General features: G+C 34.7%; 18 protein-coding genes. 15 read left to right on the forward strand and 3 right to left on the reverse strand.

Annotated features, from left to right (window positions below; translation table 11 throughout):
* Window positions 1–896: LTA synthase family protein (locus tag WBF61_RS00105; protein ID WP_424252826.1), on the reverse strand; the 896-nt coding region annotated here is incomplete at its 3' end.
* Window positions 897–1,198: 302 nt separating this feature from the next.
* On the opposite strand from WBF61_RS00105, the gene WBF61_RS00110 reads away from it, so the two are divergent.
* Genes WBF61_RS00110 through ybaK form a run of 3 tightly spaced genes read left to right on the forward strand, consistent with a single transcriptional unit; the run spans window position 1,199 to window position 3,590 of the window.
* Window positions 1,199–1,843 (forward strand): VanZ family protein, encoded by a 645-nt coding sequence (locus WBF61_RS00110; RefSeq protein WP_424252828.1) that lies wholly within the window; start codon window positions 1,199–1,201, stop codon window positions 1,841–1,843.
* A gap of 41 nt (window positions 1,844–1,884) precedes the next feature.
* The gene (locus WBF61_RS00115; protein WP_424252830.1) at window positions 1,885–3,063 is read left to right on the forward strand and encodes a class I SAM-dependent rRNA methyltransferase; all 1,179 of its coding nucleotides are present in this window, start codon (window positions 1,885–1,887) and stop codon (window positions 3,061–3,063) included.
* 41 nt (window positions 3,064–3,104) lie between these two features.
* Window positions 3,105–3,590: a Cys-tRNA(Pro) deacylase gene (gene ybaK, locus WBF61_RS00120; RefSeq protein WP_424252832.1), complete on the forward strand. Its 486-nt coding sequence runs from the start codon at window positions 3,105–3,107 to the stop codon at window positions 3,588–3,590.
* A 74-nt stretch (window positions 3,591–3,664) separates the two neighbouring features.
* On the opposite strand, the gene WBF61_RS00125 is transcribed toward ybaK, so the two are convergent.
* A complete protein-coding gene (locus tag WBF61_RS00125; RefSeq protein ID WP_424252834.1) occupies window positions 3,665–4,945 on the reverse strand; it encodes an NAD(P)/FAD-dependent oxidoreductase in 1,281 nt (426 codons plus the stop codon).
* A gap of 173 nt (window positions 4,946–5,118) precedes the next feature.
* Between WBF61_RS00125 and WBF61_RS00130 the strand changes: the two genes are divergently transcribed.
* The 6 genes from WBF61_RS00130 (at window position 5,119) to WBF61_RS00155 (ending at window position 14,491) form a co-directional block, all read left to right on the forward strand.
* Window positions 5,119–5,976: a GRP family sugar transporter gene (locus WBF61_RS00130; protein WP_424252835.1), complete on the forward strand. Its 858-nt coding sequence runs from the start codon at window positions 5,119–5,121 to the stop codon at window positions 5,974–5,976.
* 20 nt (window positions 5,977–5,996) lie between these two features.
* Window positions 5,997–7,382: an amino acid permease gene (locus WBF61_RS00135; RefSeq protein ID WP_424252837.1), complete on the forward strand. Its 1,386-nt coding sequence runs from the start codon at window positions 5,997–5,999 to the stop codon at window positions 7,380–7,382.
* Between the two features lie 362 nt (window positions 7,383–7,744).
* Complete coding sequence (locus tag WBF61_RS00140; RefSeq protein WP_424252838.1) at window positions 7,745–8,428, forward strand: PepSY domain-containing protein; 684 nt, start codon at window positions 7,745–7,747, stop codon at window positions 8,426–8,428.
* A 127-nt stretch (window positions 8,429–8,555) separates the two neighbouring features.
* Window positions 8,556–9,257 (forward strand): ABC transporter ATP-binding protein, encoded by a 702-nt coding sequence (locus WBF61_RS00145; RefSeq protein ID WP_424252841.1) that lies wholly within the window; start codon window positions 8,556–8,558, stop codon window positions 9,255–9,257.
* A 13-nt stretch (window positions 9,258–9,270) separates the two neighbouring features.
* A complete protein-coding gene (locus WBF61_RS00150) occupies window positions 9,271–13,068 on the forward strand; it encodes an FtsX-like permease family protein (RefSeq protein WP_424252843.1) in 3,798 nt (1,265 codons plus the stop codon).
* Between the two features lie 526 nt (window positions 13,069–13,594).
* Window positions 13,595–14,491 (forward strand): haloacid dehalogenase-like hydrolase, encoded by an 897-nt coding sequence (locus WBF61_RS00155; RefSeq protein ID WP_424252844.1) that lies wholly within the window; start codon window positions 13,595–13,597, stop codon window positions 14,489–14,491.
* A gap of 73 nt (window positions 14,492–14,564) precedes the next feature.
* Here WBF61_RS00155 and WBF61_RS00160 read toward each other — a convergent pair whose 3' ends face one another.
* The gene (locus tag WBF61_RS00160) at window positions 14,565–15,161 is read right to left on the reverse strand and encodes an FUSC family protein (protein ID WP_424252845.1); all 597 of its coding nucleotides are present in this window, start codon (window positions 15,159–15,161) and stop codon (window positions 14,565–14,567) included.
* Between the two features lie 195 nt (window positions 15,162–15,356).
* Between WBF61_RS00160 and WBF61_RS00165 the strand changes: the two genes are divergently transcribed.
* The 6 genes from WBF61_RS00165 (at window position 15,357) to WBF61_RS00190 (ending at window position 21,305) form a co-directional block, all read left to right on the forward strand.
* Window positions 15,357–16,526 carry a GerMN domain-containing protein gene (locus WBF61_RS00165; RefSeq protein WP_424252846.1) on the forward strand — a complete coding sequence of 390 codons (1,170 nt, stop codon included), beginning with the start codon at window positions 15,357–15,359 and terminating at the stop codon, window positions 16,524–16,526.
* Between the two features lie 218 nt (window positions 16,527–16,744).
* Complete coding sequence (locus tag WBF61_RS00170; protein WP_424252847.1) at window positions 16,745–17,893, forward strand: ABC transporter substrate-binding protein; 1,149 nt, start codon at window positions 16,745–16,747, stop codon at window positions 17,891–17,893.
* 71 nt (window positions 17,894–17,964) lie between these two features.
* Window positions 17,965–18,843, forward strand: coding sequence for a branched-chain amino acid ABC transporter permease (locus WBF61_RS00175; protein WP_424252848.1), 879 nt, complete (start codon window positions 17,965–17,967; stop codon window positions 18,841–18,843).
* A 10-nt stretch (window positions 18,844–18,853) separates the two neighbouring features.
* Window positions 18,854–19,828, forward strand: a complete 975-nt coding sequence (locus tag WBF61_RS00180; protein ID WP_424252850.1) for a branched-chain amino acid ABC transporter permease — start codon at window positions 18,854–18,856, stop codon at window positions 19,826–19,828.
* Entirely contained in the window at window positions 19,825–20,598 is a 774-nt protein-coding gene (locus WBF61_RS00185) for an ABC transporter ATP-binding protein (protein WP_424252852.1), read from the forward strand. The genes WBF61_RS00180 and WBF61_RS00185 overlap by 4 nt, the downstream gene beginning before the upstream one ends.
* Before the next feature lie 2 nt (window positions 20,599–20,600).
* Complete coding sequence (locus WBF61_RS00190) at window positions 20,601–21,305, forward strand: ABC transporter ATP-binding protein (RefSeq protein ID WP_424252853.1); 705 nt, start codon at window positions 20,601–20,603, stop codon at window positions 21,303–21,305.
* Window positions 21,306–21,308: the final 3 nt, after the last annotated feature.

Here is a 21,308-nt window from a genome sequence, read left to right on the forward strand (position 1 = left end):
AAGATATTTGTAAAACTTTGTGTTTGTTGGTCATGGAAAATACTATTGATAAATGGAGTAACTTCATGTAATTCACCATTTTCATCTTCCAATTTATAATCCACTAAGAATTGTTGGAAACTTTCTAGATGAAGATAGATGACATTTTTATTTTCAGCTACTCCAAACATTTCTGGATTAGGTTCAGCATGATGTTCACTGACATAAGAAAGTACAGCATCCATATCTGATTCATCTGCATTAGCTTTATTTTGGTTTGATTGAGCTGTTTGGTAACCATCATAAGCTGTAAAAAAATTAAGACCTAGATACTTCACAATATAATTACGGTCAAATGTGCGACTTAATAGTTGAGGACGATTGCTTTCTGATAAAGCTAAGTTCCCTGCAAAAAGAGTCACTGCTAAAGCAGTCATTGCGACAGCTGAGCGCTTTTTGAATAGACGTGTATCTAATGACACATTCTTTGAAGCTAGTAGTCCGATTAGAATTACAAGATCAAGCCAATAAAAAACATCACGAGCTTTTAATAAGGCCATAGTACTTGCTCCAAGCCCACCTGCAACGTTTCCAGCACCTAAAATGGTAGTAACGGCAAGGAAATCAGAAAACTCACGGTAATACAGTACATTCGCAAATAATAAAGCACTCATAACAATGTGAATGAGAAACAATACCGTGTAAGCTTTTTTACTCTGCTTGAAGTAAAGAGCAAAAGAAAAGAAAAGAACAGTTGTCGCTACAGGATTAATAAACAAGATAAAATGTTGCATAGCTCCTGTAACACCGAGAGAAAATTCTTGTGTATAACTGAAATACGTTTTTGCCCAAAATAAAACGACAGCTAATGAAAAGAACCCAACTCGAGTATTTAATATATTTTTTAGTTTATTCACTAGTAAAAAATCCTCCTTAATAAAAAGTAAACAGTGTAATGTTTTATGTTTAAATTAATGTACTATTTATAATAGTATAGTAGGCTTGACAAAGCATGCCTATAATATGTATATATTACAGTTTTTTTATACTTTAGTCAATTATTGTACTTAATTTAACAAGCAGTGGGGAATGCAATCGTTATCAATAGTGTATTGGCAGACTTTTTATTAAACTTGAAAAATTGTTGCAAATTTAATCATAAATCAGTGGGAAATAAGCTATAATGAAGTGCATCATCTAAAAGGAGGTTTTGCCTTACATGATATTTTTACAAGGCCTTTTTAATGCAATGGAACAATCATATAGTCAATCCATTAATCACTTCCCATTAATAGAACTGATCTTTTATAGTGTAGATCAAACATTGTTGTATTTTATTATCTGGTTGCTTATCCGTATTGTGTATCTAGTTTTTTTAAAAAAAGGAAAGAAAAAGAGAAATTGGCTTCGAGAGTTAAGTTTAGACGTCTTTGTCTTTTATGTCATTTTGCTAATTCATTTGACCGTTTTTCGAGAAGAGCACAGTATAGGCAATGTTGAGATTAATATGCAATCGTTAAGCAGTATAAATTTATCCCCTTTGACACATACGCTTAAATTAACTCAGGGTGTAACAAAATTTGATTATTATTATAATCTATACGGAAATATTTTATGGTTTGTACCTATGGGATTTTTGGTCGCTTACTTACTAAGTAAAAAATCGTATATGTTAAAAACGATAGCAATAGGTTTTTGTTTTTCATTTTCAATAGAAACACTTCAGTTTGTTTTTGGAACAGGAATCACGGATATTGATGATTTATTGTTTAATACTTTAGGAACGTTAATAGGATTAATTAGTTTTGTGATTAGTAAAAAAATAGTTGAACGGTACAAAAAAATAAAAAAGAAACTAATATAGGCTAGCCTCGTGCTAGAGTATATATAAGGAGATTAACAATTATGGAAAAATTTATGTTAAAAAGACGAGCAACAGAACGTGCGCGTAAAGGATACCCAATACTAGTATTAGAGGACTTTGTTAAAGAACCAAAACTTCCAGAAGGCACACTAATTCAGTGTCTAGACGAACATAAAAAGTTTGTGGCCATTGCCTATTTAGCAAAACAAAATAAAGGTGACGGTTGGATCCTAACCACCAATCAAACAGAAATGATTAATCAAAATTTCTATGAAAAGTTATTTAAAGAAGCAATAGACCAACGTTCAATTTTTAGTTTGAACGAACAAACAACAGCTTATAGAGTATTCAACGGAGAAGGCGATGGCTTAGGTGGATTGACCGTAGACTTCTACGATAACTATTACGTATTTTCATGGTACAGCAAAGGAATTTATGCACACCGTGACTTGATTTTTAAAGCATTCAAATCGGTAGTTACAGATAGTATCGGAATGTATGAAAAAATTAGATTTGAATCAAATGTAAAACCTGAAACAGATTTAGTTTTTGGTAATGCCGCTCCGGAGCCATTAGTTATTTTAGAAAATGGAATAAGATACGCAACGTATTTGGATGATGGCCTAATGACAGGTATTTTCTTAGACCAACGCGATGTTAGACAAAGACTATTAGAAAAATATGCAATGGGTAAAACAGTTTTAAATACATTTAGTTATACAGGTGCTTTTTCTGTAGCAGCAGCCTTAGGTGGAGCTGTAGAAACGACAAGTGTTGACCTAGCCAAACGTAGCTTGCCAAAAACTGTGGAACAATTTGAGTTGAATAGTTTAAATGTAGATGATCAAGTTATTCGAGTAATGGATGTTTTTGATTACTTTAAATACGCTATTCGTCATAAGCTGAGCTTTGACGTAGTGGTAGTTGATCCTCCGAGTTTTGCTCGTTCAAAGAAACGGACGTTCAGCGCAGCTAAAGATTACTCAAGTTTGTTAGAAGAAGTTATTCAATTAACGAAACCTAGAGGGATTATCGTTGCGTCAACAAATGCGGCAAATGTGACAACCGAGAAATTTAACGGTTTTATTGAAGAAGCTTTTAAAAATCAAAATAAATCATATACAATAGAAGAAACATTTGCACTACCAGATGATTTCAGAATTAATCCTGAATTTACTCAAGGTGATTATTTAAAAGTTGTTATTATTCGGAAAAAATAACAACGTAATCCAATTTTTATTGTTAAAGAAGGTAAAGGAACATGAAAAAAGAAAAGTTTCAAAAAACAAATGCTATTCGTATGCTAGAGAAAGAAAAAATAGACTTTCAGCTTCATGAATACCCTTGGAGAGAGGACCATGTAGTTGAACAAAACAACTTAGAAGAACTAGACGATTCTAAACAGAAATTATATAAAACAATTGTGACAAATGGAGATAAAACGGGGATAGTTGTTGCCTGTATCCTAGGAACAAGTGAAATTAATTTGAAGGCTCTTGCAAAAGTTAGTGGCAATAAAAAAATGGAACTGCTGCAATTAAGTGAGTTAGAAAAAACAACTGGGTATATTCGAGGGGGATGCTCACCAATCGGTATGAAGAAACTATTCCCTGTTTATCTTTCAGCAAAAGCGGAAAATCTTGATAAAATAATCATCTCTGCAGGTAGACGAGGGTTCCAAGTTGAATTGGATCCTCAAGATCTGAAAAAAATTGTTCATGCTAAATTTGCGGAAATTGAAGCATAGAAAGCAAAAAAAAGATGAGGCAATAAATAGGCCTCATCTTTTTTTGTGTGTTCATTTAATAATGTGTCTAAACTCTAGCGATTCAACATGTCTAAGGCTTCTTTTGCTGCATGCATCCCCGCTACTCGACCGGTTATAAAAGCACCAGTAATGTTATAACCACCTGTATACCCATTATAATCCAGTAATTCACCAGAGAAATATAAACCTTTTGTAAATTTACTTTCCATCGTTTTAGGATTCACTTCTTTTGTATTAATCCCACCACCTGTTACAAAAGCCTTCTCAATAGGTAATGTACCGTTTGCGGTAAAGCTAAAATCTTTAAGAAAGTCAATAAAAGCTGATTTTTCCTCATCTGTCAATTGTTTCAAGGGTGTATTTTCATTCAATGATAAACGTTCAAATGCAAAAAGCAAGTAACGTTCTGGTACGAGTCCTTTCAAAGCGTTTTTAAGGCTCTTTTCACCTTCATTTTTCACCAAACGCTGCATTTGTTGTGTAAGTTCGCCCTTAGATACTTCTGGTAAAGCATCAAGGGACATCATCACAAAGTCTGTCTTGTCCCTTTGCATTGTTTGGTGTACAAACATCGAGCAACGTAAAACAGCAGGCCCTGAAATTCCAAAGTGAGTAAAAATCATATCCATTTGATGGCTGATAACTTTTTTACCTTTTTTGTTTAAAACACTTAACGTCACGTCTCTTAAAGAGAGTCCTTGTAAGGTTTTTTCTTGAATAAACGCTTCATCTGATAAAACGGGTACTTCTGTTGGATAGAGAGGTTTAATGGTATGCCCAGCTTTCTTAGCCCATTTGTAGCCATCTCCTGTCGAGCCAGTTCTTGGCATGGCTCTTCCACCAGTCGAAAGAATAATAGATTTAGCAGATAATTCACGGGCATCTTCAAGAATCAGTCCAGTAACGGCTTTGTCTTTGTATAAAATAGTTTCTACTGGAGCATCTGTGTAAACAGTAATAGATAAACGATCCATAATAGCAATCAAAGCTTCCAAAACGGTACGAGATTTATCGGTAGCAGGAAACATTCTGCCATGATCTTCTTCTTTTAAAGTAACACCATTTGAACGGAAAAAATCCATAATATCGTAATTATCGTATTGATGAAAGGCGCTGTAAAGAAAACGACCATTTCCAGGGATATGTGCGACAATTTCTTCTTTATCGCGATTATTCGTTACGTTACACCGGCCTCCGCCAGTAACAAGTAACTTTCGGCCTAAAGTTTTATTTTTTTCTACGACGGCAACTTTAGCACCCTTTTCGGCTGCTGAAATAGCGGCCATCATCCCACTTGTGCCACCGCCAACTACGATTACATCGTAATCTGTCATGACTATTCCTCTTTTCTATTGAACAAATTGATTCGTATAGCTTAGCATATTTAGACACTCAATTCTATATAACTAGGAAAAAAAGAATTTAAAGCAACTATATGTTGTAGAATGCCTCATATCCTTGTTATGATAGAGCAGTTAATACAAAAATGAGTAGTAAGGAGAACGTCATGGAAATCTTAATTGCATTGATTCCAGCATTTGCTTGGGGTAGTATCGGATTAGTAAGTGGTAAATTAGGAGGAACAGCGCAACAGCAAACATTGGGTATGACAATTGGATCGTTTGTTTTTGCTGTTTTTGTCTATTTATTTTATCAACCAACAATTGAACTGAATGGTATGATTATTGGAGTAATATCTGGCTTGTTTTGGACATTAGGTCAAAATAAACAATTTCAGTCAATGAAATTAATGGGTGTATCGAATACATTACCAGTTTCTACTGGACTACAATTGATGGCTAATACACTAGCAGGTGTCTTATTATTTCGCGAGTGGACAAGTAGTCGAGATATTCTATTGGGAATAATAGCTTTAGCGTTTTTGATCATAGGAGTTCGTTTTACCACAGTCACTGATAAAAAAGATTCAGGAAACGAAGCAGGGTCAGTAAAAAAAGCGTGGATGAAAGCTTTAGCTTTTTCTACCTTAGGTTATGCTTCGTACACAATTATCATTAATGCTTCAGGAGTAGATGCCCTTGCGGTTATTTTACCTCAATCAGTTGGTATGGTGATTGGTGCACTATTGTTTTCTAGAAAAGAGAAAGTATGGAACCACTACACAACTAGAAATATTTTTACAGGTCTCATTTGGGGAGTTGGAAATATTTTCATGCTTATCTCGATGAAATCAATCGGCTTAGCCGTTAGTTTTTCTTTGTCACAAATGGGTATTATTATTTCCACATTGGGTGGCATTTGGTTTCTTGGAGAAACCAAATCAAAACGTGAGTTCAGATTCATCATTCTGGGTTGCGTATTAGTCATCATCGGAGGAATAGTGTTAGGTTATTTAAAATCATAAAAGAATAGGCAGGTTTAAGAATGAATCTTTTTCGTAAGAAGTCATTAAACACGACATCACTATCTAAGTCGCTATTAAAAAAAGAATTAAAAACAGTTGATTTAATATTATTGGGTTTAGGGGCAATTGTAGGAACCGGCATATTTGTTATCACGGGAACAGCCGCAGCAAACACAGCTGGTCCAGCCTTAATTCTTTCTTTTGTTATTGCAGCATTTTCTTGTACATTATCGGCTTTATGCTATGCAGAATTTGCTTCAAGAGTACCAATCGGAGGAGGCGCATATGGATATATTTATACTATATTTGGTGAAATCGTCGGTTGGCTAGTCGGTTGGTTATTAATTTGTGAATACCTTCTAGCAAATGCTTCGGTTGCTTCGGGTTGGTCAGGGTACGTTCATGGTTTCTTAGAAGGTTTAGGAATTAATTTCCCACAAGCTTTACGAGCTTCATACAATCAGGCGAATGGAACGTATGTTGATATTATAGCAATAATCGTTACATTATTGGTTACCTACTTGGTAACACAAGGGGCGAAAAAAGCGTTGCAATTGAATAATGTCATGGTTATTATAAAATTTAGTTTAATTGCCTTGTTTATTTTAATTGGCGTATTTTATGTGAAACCAGTTAACTGGACACCATTTATGCCATTTGGTTTAAAAGGTGTTACTTCAGGTGCAGCGATTGTTTTCTTTGCTTTCTTAGGCTTTGATGCTGTTAGTACAGCCGCTGAGGAAGTAAAGAATCCTCAAAAAGACGTACCGAGGGGAATTATTGGTTCTCTAGGAATAGCAACGGTATTGTATATTGGGGTAACCTTGGTACTAACGGGTTTAGTTCCTTATACACAATTGAATGTGAAAGATCCAGTAGCTTTTGCTATGAGATTTATTGGACATAATTTCCTAGCGGGTATGATATCAGTGGGCGCAATATTAACGTTGCTAACGGTTTTAATTTCTATGACATATGGTTTAGCTCGTTTAATCTATGTCATTAGCCGCGATGGATTACTGCCGATAGGACTTAGTCATGTAAATGAAAAAACAAAGACACCTAAAAATGCGACTCTTATAGCTGGTATTTTGTCAGCTATACTAGCTGGGGTTATTCCTTTAGATCAGTTAGCAGCAGTGACTAATATCGTTACATTAATGGTATTTGTCATCATTGCAGCTGGTATTTTAAAACTGAGAAAAGAATACGGACAGCCAAAACCGGGAGAGTTTAAAGTTCCGTGGGTTCCATTTTTCCCAATTCTATCTATTTTAGTTTGTTTATACTTGATGTTCCAATTGTCTCTATCGGTATGGGCCATGTTCATCATTTGGGTAACACTAGGCCTAATTATTTATTTCACATTCGGCCATAAACACAGCCAACTAAATAAAGATGCGTAGAACTCTGATCAGCTCTGAGAGAGAAATGAGAAACTACCGCAAGAGGCTAAAGCCTCGAGGATAGATTAGAATTTATCCAAAGAGCTAGAGTTCCTAGCTCACAAATAAAGATGCGTAGAACTCTGATCAGCTCTGAGAGAGAAATAAAAAACTAGAAGAACATAAAGTCGAGTAACAATCAATACTCCGACTTTATGTTCTTTTACTATTTGGTCATAAGGCCTTTCTCTTTGAATATAAAGATACCTACGATATAATGAGTAGTGTAGATACATTAGTTTGTATATCAAAATGCAATTGATTTCTATATTCAAAATGTAGACATTATTTTTCTTCTATAAAATCAGGGAGGCGAAAACGGGATGAAAAAATCGATGAATAAGAAAGCTTTAATAGCTGCAACAACACTTGCAACTTCTTTGATACTGGTAGCGTGTGGCAACGACAACCAAGATGATGATACAATGACACCAATGGAATCTTCTTCAGAAATGATGCAATCAAGTGACCAATTGGATACGTCAAGTATGATGGAATCAAGTTCTTCAGCAATGAGTGAGGCGGATTCTAGTTCTGAAAGTAGCGATATGTCCAACACATCAACAAAAGGAATTGAAAATAAAAAATTCGATGTTAGCTTGACACAAGCAGTAGACAAATTTAAAGATGAGTACAAAGATGCTGAACTAACTTCAATTAATATAGATAAGAGTTTTAGTAATTACGTATACGAAATTGAAGGGTTTAATGAGTCTAACGAACTAGAAATGACTCTTGATGCAATGTCTGGAGAAGTCATTAAACAGAATGAAGAAAAACTAGATGAACCGATGGATAACGATACTTTAGATTTAGAAGGAATCGTTACACCAGAAGAAGCGATGAAAGCAGCTCTTAATGAAGTTGGAAGTGGCTACGTGAAAGATTGGGGATTAAGTAGTGAGGTTGGTACAACTTATTACGAAGTAGATATCGAAGGAAGCGATAAAGATACTGAAGATGTGCAAATTGATGCAAAAACAGGAGACTTTATTGGATTTGATTAAAAAATATTAAGAAAACGTAAAGATATAGAATAGCCAGTTAGAAAAGTCACTACAGTGATTTTTCTAACTGGTTTTATGCTATAATTGCGTTCATCACAAAAATTAGGAATAGAAAAGTAGGGATAAAATGGCTTTTGTAGAAATCATTGATGAGTATAAACGTTACAAAATGGGAGAATCCGTTATTTCTGCTAATGATGGTATTTCTTTTGAAATCAAACAAGGTGAATTTGCAGTCATCGTTGGCCCAAGTGGAGCCGGAAAATCAACAGTGTTAAACATTTTAGGTGGCATGGACCAAGCCGATGAAGGATTAGTAAAAGTAGATGGAGTAGATATTACTCAGTTCAATAAAAAAGAGTTAACAAAATATAGACGGGATGATGTAGGGTTTGTTTTTCAATTTTATAATTTAGTCCCTAATTTAACCGCTAAAGAAAATGTCGAATTAGCAGCAGAAATATCAAAAAATGCATTAGATGCAGAAGAAGTATTGCGTGAAGTTGGACTAGGAGAACGGTTAGATAATTTCCCGGCACAACTATCCGGTGGTGAACAACAGCGGGTTGCCATAGCTCGAGCCTTAGCGAAACAACCCAAATTATTACTTTGTGATGAACCAACAGGAGCTTTAGATTATGAAACAGGGAAACAAATTTTAAAGTTACTCCAAGATACTTGCGTCAATACAGGTACGACCGTTATCGTTATTACACACAACCAAGCTATTGCACCAATGGCAGACAGAATAATTGAAATCAATAACGCTAAAGTACGCAAAGTCACATTGAACCCTAAACCGACATCTGTAGCAGATATCGAATGGTAAGGGGGGAGATGAGATGAGGAAAAAAGCTTTATGGAAAGATATTATCAAAGAAATGTGGCAGTCTAAAGCTCGTTTCTTATCAATTTTTGCAATTATCACATTAGGAGTCGCGTTCTTTGCGGGAATCAAAGCGACTGGACCTGATATGATAGATACAGCGGATCACTATTATCGAGATAAAAAGTTAATGGATCTTAAAGTTATTTCTACTTATGGTTTAGAAGATTACGATATCGAACAACTGGAATCAGTAAAGAATGCAGATGTACGAGGTGCATATAACCAAGACGTTATTCTGGGAGATAGTGGCTTAGTTACGAAAATTTTTAGTTACCCAAAAAACGGGCATAAAAAATCAAATCAATACACAGTCGTATCAGGTGAAATACCTAAAAAATCAGGTGAAATTGCGTTAGATGCGACAGAAGCGTATCAATCAAATTACGCTATTGGTGATTTAATTGAATTGGAGACAGACGATGAAGAAAATCCTTTATCTGATAAATTATCAACGACAAGTTATAAGGTCGTGGGTTTTGTAAATAGTCCACAATACATTGAAAACTTTACTAGGGGAAATAGCACTGTAGGAAAAGGAACATTAGATGGATTTGCGGTTATTCCCGAGGATGACTTTGAACTTGATGTATTTACTGAAGCATACTTAACTTTTTCAGATACAAAGTCTATGCAAGCTTATTCAAAAGAATACGAAGATAGAGTTGAAGAGTACCAAATTGAAATTGAAAATATGACAAAAGAGTTACCGAAAAAAAGATTAGAAAGTATACAAAAAGAAGCCCAAGTTGAAATTGATAAAGGTCAAAAAGAATTAGATGAAGCTAAAGAAAAATTAGCTGATGGCCAAAAAAAATTAGACGAAGCTAAAAAAGAATTAGAAAAAGGTTCGAAAGAGTACGAAGAAGGACTAGCAACGTTTGAAAAAGAAATCAACGATGCGCAAGCTGAAATCAGTAAAAATAGTAAAAAGATTGAAGATGGAAAAAAAGAATTAGCGACTCAGAAAGCAAATTTAGAAGAAGGTCAAGTTGAGTTAAATAAAGCTAAGCAGTCATTTAATGAACAAAAGAAAACAGCAGAAGTAGAATTAGCAGCTGGGGAGCAAGAACTAGCCGCTAATCAAGAAAAATTAAATGAAGGTTTTAGCGCACTTAATCAGGCAAAAGCTGAAACTGAAAGCGGCAGAAAAGCTATCGAAGCGGGTCAAGTCACAATAAATAATGAATTGAATAAAATCATTCAAGGCGAGCAACAAATTACAGCTGAAAAGCAAAAACTTGAACAAGGCCAAAAAGAGTTAGATCAAGCTAAAATTGAGCTTGAAAATAAAACAACTCAATTAAACTCAACAGTGGATTATTTTAGAAGCATAGTGAAAATTCCAATCAATGAGATTACAGAAGCACAAAAAACCGAAGCACTCACAAGAGCTCAAGAACTTGGCGCTTCGTTTGCACAACAATTGACAGGTTTCTTTGCTGGAGAGGTATCGGCTAATGAGGTAAATAATTCATTGTCGGCATTGTTAGGTTCAATCGCTGAAGGTGCGGACGCACTACAAGCTAAGCAACAAGAGATCAATGAGGGACAAGAATTAATTAAAATTACTGAAGCAGAGTTAGTTCAAGGTAGAGAAGCTATCAAACAAAATCAAGCTAAACTAAATGAACAAAGTCAAGTTCTACAAGCAGGAGAAGCGGAATTGAAGACTAAGCTTGCTGAATTAGAAACTGCTCAGACTCAACTAAATCAAGCTAAAATTTCTTTTGAGCAGCAACAAACTAATGCTCGAGAAAAATTAGCTGCAGGTGAAAGTGAGATTGCTGAAAATCAACAAAAGATTGATTCAGGTAATAAAGCAATTCAAGAAGCAGAAGGAGAATTAATTGAAGGTGAAAATCAATTAGTTCAAGGTCGAGAAACACTAGAAATTGAAAAAGCTAAAGGTGAAAAAGAATTAGCAGAAGCTAAAAAAACATTGGACGAAGGACAAACAGATTTTGACGAAGCAGCAGAAGAATTTGAAAAAAAAGAAAAAGAAGCTGTAGAAAAAATTGCAGATGGAGAAGCAGAATTAATTGAAGCAAAACAAGAATTGGCAGATCTTGCAACACCTGAATATTTTGTTTTTGATCGAAGTGTTAACCCAGGCTACAAAGAATACAGTGACAATGCCGAAAGAATATCTGCAATTGCGCAAGTCTTTCCAGTATTCTTCTTCTTAATAGCCGCATTAGTTTGTCTGACAACTATGACGAGAATGGTAGATGAACAACGATTGCAAATTGGAACACTAAAAGCACTTGGTTACACTAACTGGGATATTTCTAAAAAATTCTTAGTTTATGCTTCATTAGCTAGTGTAGTAGGAACCATTGTTGGTCTTTTAATAGGCTATCAAGTATTCCCAGGAGTTATTTTTAATGCATATGGTTCTTTATACAATATGCCTGATATTCGAATAACGTACTATATTAGTTATGGCTTAATTTCATTCCTAATCGCAATTCTTTGTACCGTTGCTTCAGCTTATGCTGCAACTAGAGTAGCACTGCAAAGCAATGCTGCAACTCTTATGCGTCCAAAAGCGCCAAAAATTGGAAAACGGATTTTATTAGAGCGAATTCCATTCATTTGGAGTCGGATGGGATTCATTCAAAAGGTTACAGCACGTAACTTATTCCGATACAAACAGCGGATGTTGATGACCGTATTAGGAGTAGCTGGATGTACAGCATTAATCTTAACCGGTTTCGGTTTATCTGACTCAATCGCAGACATCTCAACCTTACAATACGGAAAAGTGATGCAATATGATGCAGTTGTTGCTTTTAATGCTGATGCACTTAAAGAAGAACAAAAAGACTATCAAGAGTTAATCGATTCAGAAGAAAAAATTACTCATAACATGAATGTTTTACAAGAAGCTTATACGATCTCAGAAAAAGGCGTGAATACTCAAGATGTCACGGTCTTTGTCCCAGAGGTTAAAGAAGAGTTGCCTGACTACATTGTTTTAAATAACCGGAAATCAGGTGAAGTTTATTCGCTTCCTGATGAAGGCGTAATTATTACAGAGAAATTAGGAAGTTTATTTGATTTAGAAATAGGCGATACGATTACCTTAAAAGATGATAATAATAAAGAAGTTGAGACAACGGTTAAACAAATTGTTGAAAACTATGCCGGCCATTACGTCTTTATGACGAATGATTATTATCGAACGTTAGTTGAAAAAAGACCAGAATACAATACTCAATTATTAAGATACGAAGGCAATGAGAAGTTTGAAGATAAGTTAGGGAGCGAATTGATAGCCCAACCCAACGTAGCAGCGGTTAGTTTTGTTCGACAAGTCAGTGGTGCAGTTGATGATACAACGGCTAGTTTGGCAATCGTTACGTTAGTCTTGATTATTTCAGCAGGATTATTGGCATTCGTTGTGCTATACAATTTAACCAATATCAATGTTTCAGAACGAATTAGAGAATTATCCACCATAAAAGTTCTAGGATTTTATGATAAAGAAGTAACAACTTATATTTACCGAGAAAATATTATTCTTACACTTATGGGAATTGTTGTAGGGTCGGGATTAGGAGCACTCCTACACAGCTTTGTATTAAAAACTGCTGAAATAGATATGTTAATGTTTAGCCCGGATATTCAACTTTCAAGTTATCTCTATTCAGGCTTACTAACTTTACTATTCTCAGGAATTCTCATGTTTGCTATGCACGTTAAATTAAAAAATATAGACATGATAGAAGCCCTAAAATCAGTAGACTAAACCAAGATGTGAAGTACTCTGTTCAGCTCTGAGAGGAAAATGAAACATTACCGCAAGAGGCTAAAAGCCTCGAGGATACTGTTGAACTTTCCCAAAGAGCTAGAGTACACAACTCAATTAAACCAAGATGTGAAGTACTCTGATTAGACATGAAAAAAAACAGGAAATGACAAAGAGGATGTTCTTTATCCTCAAAGTCATTTCTCTTTTTTTTTCGAATGTCTAGAGTACGCAACTCAATTAACCAAGATGTGTAGTACTCTGTTAAAACATGAAAGAAAAAATATGATGCTTAGAATACGGTTTTGTATCGTTAGAAAAATAGCTACCAGTCAATGGATACGAGTATGTATCCGTTGGCCGGTTTTTTTTTAAAAGAATGAATAATTAGAGTATCAAGATGGCTTTAGAACAAAAAATAAAAACTATTAAAGAGTTCATGTTAGTTGGAATAAATCCTATTAGCTTTTAAAAGAGGGAATAGTTATAATAAATACAGGGAATAAAACTTTAAGGAGGAAAAAACATGGTAAAAAGATTATTAAATTGTTTCGCTAGCGATTTTGAAAAGATGACTCCTCAAGATTTAAAACAATCTATTTTGGCAAGTGAAGGGAGAACAGTTCTTTCAGAAAATATTGTCGCCTTCGAACCTGCTGCTCGAGACATTACAAATAGTGAACTCGCTCGTTCTTTTGGTGCTGACTTAATTCTATTAAATGTATTGGATGTTTTTGATCCAGTAATAAAAGGATTACCAGAAAGTAACAATCCAATAAAGCTATTGAAAAAGATGATTGGCCGCCCAGTTGGTGTTAATCTTGAGCCGGTTGATCCAACAGCAAATAGAAGTGAAGAAGGACTTGAAATAGCTAATGGCCGTCAAAGTAGCCGAGAAACATTAATCAGAGCAAATGAGTTAGGATTTGATTTTATTTGTTTAACAGGTAATCCTGCAACTGGAGTAACGAATAAAGAAATCATAGCAGCAGTAAAATTAGCTAAAGAAACATTTAATGGCTTGATTATTGCAGGTAAAATGCATGGTTCAGGTGTAAGTGAACCTGTTGTCAACTTGGATGCTATCGATGCATTCATTGAAAATGGTGCAGATATTATATTGGTCCCTTCTGTTGGATCCGTACCAGGATTTACTCAAGATGAACTTATTCAAGCTGTGAAAAAAATTAAGTCAAAAGGCGCATTGGCGATGTCTGCAATTGGAACCAGTCAAGAAACGTCTAGCCCAGCTACAATTCGAGATATGGCCTTAATGAATAAAATAGCAGGTGTAGATATTCAACATATAGGAGATTCAGGGTATGGAGGAGTTGCTCCATACGAAAATATTATGGAAATTTCTAAAGCAATTAGAGGTGTTAGACACACGATTCATATGATTGCTGGGTCGAATGAACGTTAGTCACTGAATAAATTCAAAGGAAAATAAAAAAACTGGATTGACCTCTGAGAGGTAGTCCAGTTTTTTTGACTTATTATTTTGAAATGAACGAAAAAAAACGATTACTTTTAATTTGTTCAATTAAATAAGTAGAAATTAGAATATTTACAAGAATGGCAATAATACTTCCGATGACCGTATCAAGAACACGATTAAGGCCATAGATATAGGTAGCATTCATTGGTATTGTAAAATAAGTAATCATATATGTTGCTGTTCCACCAATTATTCCAGCGTGGTAATCGAGCTTATCACAGATAATAATAACAAGCATCTGGCCAATAGAAACACCGATAATTTCAAGAAGAAAGGAATTCCCTGTAGCTGTTTGGAATAAAACTAACAAAGTTGCCAATGAGGCACCAACTGCATTTCCAAATATACGAGTTTTCCCAAAAGAAAAGCTCGTTTTCCAATCTTCTCTTAAAGAAAAAACGGCCGCCAATGCAGCTAAAGCCGGAGTACCTCGATTTGTATAGTGGAAAAAAATCATACAAATTGCGACTGCAATTCCTGTTTTGATTGTACGCATTCCAATTCGATAAGGACTTTTCAAGAATATCCACTCACTTTTCATTTGACCTTTTTTTAAAGATACAGGTCTGATAGCTCCTATCATACCGAGATTCATTAGTAAAAAGCAAGACTAATCAGAAAATAAAGCGTATAAAAAAGTCAGTTGTTACAAGAAATAGAACAAGAAAGTGTATTGTTATTATATGAAAAAGTCAGTCTTATTTGTATAAACAAAAATAGGTAGCGTTTACAATAAGTGGTATAATAAGAGTAGATAAGAAATAGATTAAAAAGAAAGTAGGAGGTTAATATGAAAAAAACACCACTTTTATTTAGTTTATTCATACTAGCACTTTTTCTATCTTCATGCCGTTTTTTTAAATCAGAGGATCAACCTGTTAATGAATCAAGCATGAATCAAAGTCAAGTGACCAGTAACTCCAAAGAATCATCGAGTTCAACTGAGATGAACAGTTCAAGCAGTGTGAAAAGTTCTCTTAGTTCAGAAGCACTGGATGAGACAATTACAGAAAATGAACTAGCAGATTTTTTTCCTGAAACGGCGAATAAACAATACGTTTATGTAGGTGAGGGAAATGAATATGCAAGTTATGAAGTGTTTACAGATTATGAATCAAAAAACCGTAAACAGACAAGAACAAATAATGGTGGTACAGAGAGTGTTAAAGTAATGGCCTTAGAAGAAAATCAACTAGTTGTTTTAATCAATCGAGGAGAAATTTATACAAGAGAAAACTGGCTTCAACAACCCTTACCAGAAAATAATGAAGAGCAAGAAGTGCTAATAAAAGCGCCGTTAAAAGTAGGAACCAGTTGGAATGCAATCGGAGATCGAAAAAAATCAATAACGGCTATAAATGTTCCGATTATGACACCCGTTGGTATGTTTGAGACAATAGAAATAACAACGCAAGGAGCAGATGATAAAGAAGTTAATTATTATGCTCCAGATATTGGATTAATAAAAAGTATTTTTTCATCAGATGTTTATAATGTAACCTCAACATTAAGTGAAATAAACGAAGTCCCTCTTATCCAGACGATTCGTTTTTATTATCCTGAATCTGATGGGGTAACTATGTCTTTCGTTGATAAAAAAGTAGCTTTTAAAACAAATGATAGGACAAGAAAGAAAATTGAAGAGGCCTTTAAGGAAATTCCAAATGATAAAGTTGGAGAAGTTCTTCCCAAAAATACCGAAATTTTAAGTTTATATCTAAATAAAGATGGAAATGTTTATGCTGATTTTTCAAAAGAATTAATTTCTGAAATGAATGCTGGAGCAGCATTTGAAACAGTAAGGATACAAAGTATTGTGAATACAATAGGGGGTTATTACTATTCCAATAGTGTTTATTTAACAGTAGAAGGTAAGCCTTATAGTTCGGGGCATATCGAAATGAAAAAAGGAGAACCTTTTATAGTTGATACGACAAATAGTCATGAGCTGCAAAAATAACGAACTATTAGGGACAGAATAACAGTAGGTTAACTGATTATTCTGTCTTTTTTTCACGAAAAATAAAAAAGTGAAAAATATAAAATTAACGGTTGCTTAAATTGTCAGAATATTCTATACTATTAATCACTAGCAACTCTTATCAAATTCTAATGATAATGTTATCTAATTCTAAGGATACATAAGGTGAAGCTAAAAACCATATAGGAGGAAACTAAATGAAAAAATTAATTGTTGGTCTTGCGGCATTAGCCTTATTTACCACAGCTTGTGGTTCAGACGAAAATACGAAGGATACGGATACAATTAAAATTGGCGGGAATTTTGAATTAACCGGCCCTGTTTCCGCATATGGAAAAGCAGAATCAGACGGAGTAAAACTAGCTATTAAAGAAATTAATCAAGCTGGTGGAGTTTTAGATAAAGAGTTGAAGTATGTTGAACTAGATAATAAGTCTGATACAACAGAATCAGCAAGTGTAGCTACAAAACTAGCAACCCAAGAAAAAGTTTCCGTTATTTTAGGGCCAGCAACGAGCGGAGCAACAAAATCAGCAACGCCAGCTATTACGAGAGCCGAGGTTGCTATGATTACACCTTCAGGAACGGATGATGGGTTAACATTAGACAGTAAAGGAAAGGTACAACCGTTTGTATTCCGTACTGGTTTTCAAGATTCTTTTCAAGGAGTAGCTTTAGCAGAATTTGCTGAAACTAGTTTAAGTTCTAAAAAAGCTGTCATCATTGGAGATAGTTCGAGTGATTATGCCATTGGATTAACAAAGTCTTTCAAAAAATCTTATACCGGTGAAGTTGTTGCTGATGAAAACTTTACAGCAGATGATACAGATTTCAATGCTATTTTAACACGGATCAAAGATAAGGACTTTGACGTCATCTACATGCCTGCTTACTATGAGCAAGCCGGTTTAATCATTAAGCAAGCTCGCGAAATGGGAATTGAACAACCAATCTTAGGAGCTGATGGTTTTAGTAACCAAGCGTTACTAGATCTAGCCGGTGAAGAGAATGTATCAAATGTTTATTATTCAGCTCATTTCTCATTGAATAATGAAGAAAAGAAAATAAAAGATTTTATTAAAGCGTATAAAGATGAATACAATGTTGAACCTGATGCTTTTGCTGCATTAGCTTATGATTCTGTCTACTTAGCGAAAAAAGGGATTGAAGAAGCTGACAGTGCCGATCCAAAAGAAGTTGCGACTGCACTTGAAAAAGTTAAAGACTTTAATGGGATTACTGGTAATTTCTCAATTGATGAAAATCATAATCCAGTAAAATCGGTTTTTGTTGTTGAGTTACAAAATGGAGAAGAAGCTGGTGGAACAGAAGTAAAACCAAAATAATAAATACCAACTAAGGTACAGGCTGAATGTAGCTTTGTACCTTCTTTAGTTTAGTAGAAAAGAGGATCCTTATGGAAAATTTTATACAACAAATAATAAACGGACTTTCATTAGGGAGCATTTATGCTTTAATTGCTCTAGGCTATACAATGGTGTATGGCATCATTAAATTGATTAACTTTGCTCATGGTGAAATCTACATGGTGGGGGCTTTTGTCGGATATGCTACGATTAATACTTTTCAGTTAGGTTTAATTCCATCGTTAATCATTTCAATGGTCTTTTGTGCACTATTAGGAGCTCTTATCGAGCGAATAGCCTATAAACCACTAAGAAAAGCTACTCGCGTTGCGGCTTTGATTACGGCAATCGGTATATCTTTTTTGTTGCAGAACGTCATGATCTATCTTGTAGGCCCCCAAGTTAGAGCTTTTCCTCAAGTAATTATTAAAAAAGTCTATAGTTTTGGCTCCATTCAAATCAACCAAACTCAAATTACTATTTTTTTAACAACGATTAGTCTAATGCTAGCTTTACAATACATTGTTAAACAAACAAAAATGGGTAAAGCAATGAGAGCTGTTAGTACAGATGCAGATGCAGCTAGATTAATGGGGATTAACGTAGACAATGTTATTTCATTTACATTTATCTTAGGCTCATCACTAGCTGGTGCAGCAGGAGTATTAGTGGGAATGTACTATAATTCAATTGATCCTTTAATGGGGGTTGCGCCAGGTCTAAAAGCCTTTATAGCAGCGGTTTTAGGAGGAATTGGACTAATTCCTGGGGCTTTAATTGGAGGCTTTGCCATTGGCATTATAGAAACTCTTATCAGTGGATACGGTAGCTCATTAATCAAAGATGCGGTTGTTTACCTTATTTTGATTATTATTTTAATCGTTAAGCCAACTGGTCTATTGGGCAAAAATACGAAAGAGAAAGTGTAGGTGCTAAAAAATGAAGCAACTAAATAAAACAAATCTTGGCTGGCTCATTTTTATTGCAGTCGCCTTTCTAGCTATTCAACTTCTTGTGTTTACTGGTATCATAGATGCTTTCTATGAAATCACATTAATGACAATACTCATCAATATTATTTTAGCAGTCGGATTAAATTTAATTATAGGGTTTTCTGGACAATTTTCTTTAGGACATGCTGGATTTATGGCTATTGGTGCTTATTGTACAGCCATCATGACAATTAAAATTCCAACGTTACTAGGTTTATTTGCTGGAATTATATTAGGCGCTATAATGGCGGGAGCGATTGCATTAATCGTTGGAATTCCAACATTGCGTTTAAAAGGAGATTACTTAGCGATTGCGACACTGGGAGTTGCTGAAATTATTAGAATAGCCATTCTTAATATGGGGAGTTTAACAAATGGAGCAGCTGGGCTGAGTGAGATTCCTTATTTAACGACTTGGCAATTAACTTTTATTTTTGTCATACTAACCTTGATTATTGTCGTGAATTACATTAAAAGTAGTGCTGGAAGAGCGACGATTTCGATTCGAGAAGACGAAATTGCTGCTGAATCGATGGGTGTGAATACAACTAAATACAAGACGATTGCTTTTGTAATTGGCGCCAGCACTGCAGCGGGTGCTGGAGGCCTTCATGCTTCTTATTTTAGTGTTATCCGGCCAGCAGATTTTACGTTTATGAGGTCAATCGATATTCTAATTATCGTTGTTTTTGGGGGATTAGGAAGCATAACAGGAAGTGTTGTAGCCGCAATTGCTTTAGGAATTATGAACGTCTTTTTGCAACCGTTTGGACAATTACGGATGATCCTTTATTCTCTAGCTTTAATTGCCATTATGATTTTTAAGCCATCAGGACTATTTGGAACAAAAGAATTTACACTTTCAGGATTGATAAAAAATAAGAAGAAAAAATCTCCTAATAAAAAGGAGGAAGTAAAATGAGCTTACTAGAAATAAACAAATTAACGAAACATTTTGGAGGACTAGCAGCAGTTTCGATGGTATCTATGGAACTCGAATCCAATGAACTTGTTGGATTGATTGGACCGAATGGAGCAGGTAAAACAACGTTATTCAATCTTTTAACCGGAGTTTACGAACCATCAGAAGGAAGGATAACTTTAGAAGTTGATGGTAAAAAACAATCTTTGATAGGAAAGAAAACCTATAAAATCACGGAAATGGGCTTAGGACGAACGTTTCAAAACATTCGACTATTCAAAGAGTTAACGGTCTTAGAAAATGTACTCATCGGTATGCATGCTAAGAATAACGTAGGTACGCTAGCAGGAATAGTTCGTACTCCTAGTTTTTATCATTCTGAAGCTGAAATGAAAAATGAAGCAATAAAGTTGCTTAAAATTTTTAATTTAGAAAGCAAACAAACAGAACAAGCAAAAAATTTACCTTATGGAGAACAAAGACGATTAGAGATTGTTCGTGCTTTAGCAACTAAACCAAAAATACTCTTTTTAGATGAACCTGCAGCAGGAATGAACCCACAAGAGACTGCTGATTTAACGGATTTGATTCGTCAAATTCAAAAAGATTTTTCTATAACTATTTTATTAATTGAACATGATATGTCTTTAGTTATGAATGTCTGTGAACGAATTTATGTATTAGAGTACGGTCGAATGATTGCTCATGGAACACCAGCAGAAATAAAAAACAATAAAGCAGTGATTAAAGCATATTTAGGTGGTGATTAGCAATGTTAGCAATAAAAGAATTAGTTGTTCATTATGGTGTTATTAAAGCAATAAAAGAAGTGAGTTTTAACGTGAATGAAGGAGAAATCGTGACGCTAATCGGTGCCAATGGGGCTGGTAAATCAACAATTCTTAAAGCCATATCTGGATTACATCGGCCAACTTCAGGTGAGATTATTTATCAAGGAAAGCCGATTCAAAAAGAATCCACTAAAAAAATTGTTGAATTAGGTATCTCTCAAGTTCCGGAAGGTCGACATGTTTTTGGTGGAATGACAGTTCTTGAAAATCTTGAAATGGGAGCTTTCTTGCGTAAAGATAAAGTTGATATTCAAACTGATTTAAAAATGGTATTTGAGAGATTTCCAATTTTAGAAGAACGTAAAAAACAAGATACAGCTACTTTATCTGGTGGAGAACAACAAATGGTTGCCATGGGAAGAGCTCTTATGTCACGGCCTAAATTATTATTATTAGATGAACCATCAATGGGACTGGCGCCTATTTTTATTAAAGAAATAGTTAATATTATAAAAATGATTAATGATCAAGGAACAACTGTCTTGCTAATTGAACAAAATGCAAAAGTAGCATTAGAAATTGCACAACAAGGTTATGTATTAGAGACAGGAAAAGTCGTTCAAAGTGGAACTGGAGAAGAATTACTAGCGAGTGATGGTGTTCGAAAAGCTTATCTAGGAGGATAAATA

Origin of the sequence: Carnobacterium sp., from assembly GCF_049673005.1 — a bacterium.
Classification (GTDB): domain Bacteria; phylum Bacillota; class Bacilli; order Lactobacillales; family Carnobacteriaceae; genus Carnobacterium_A.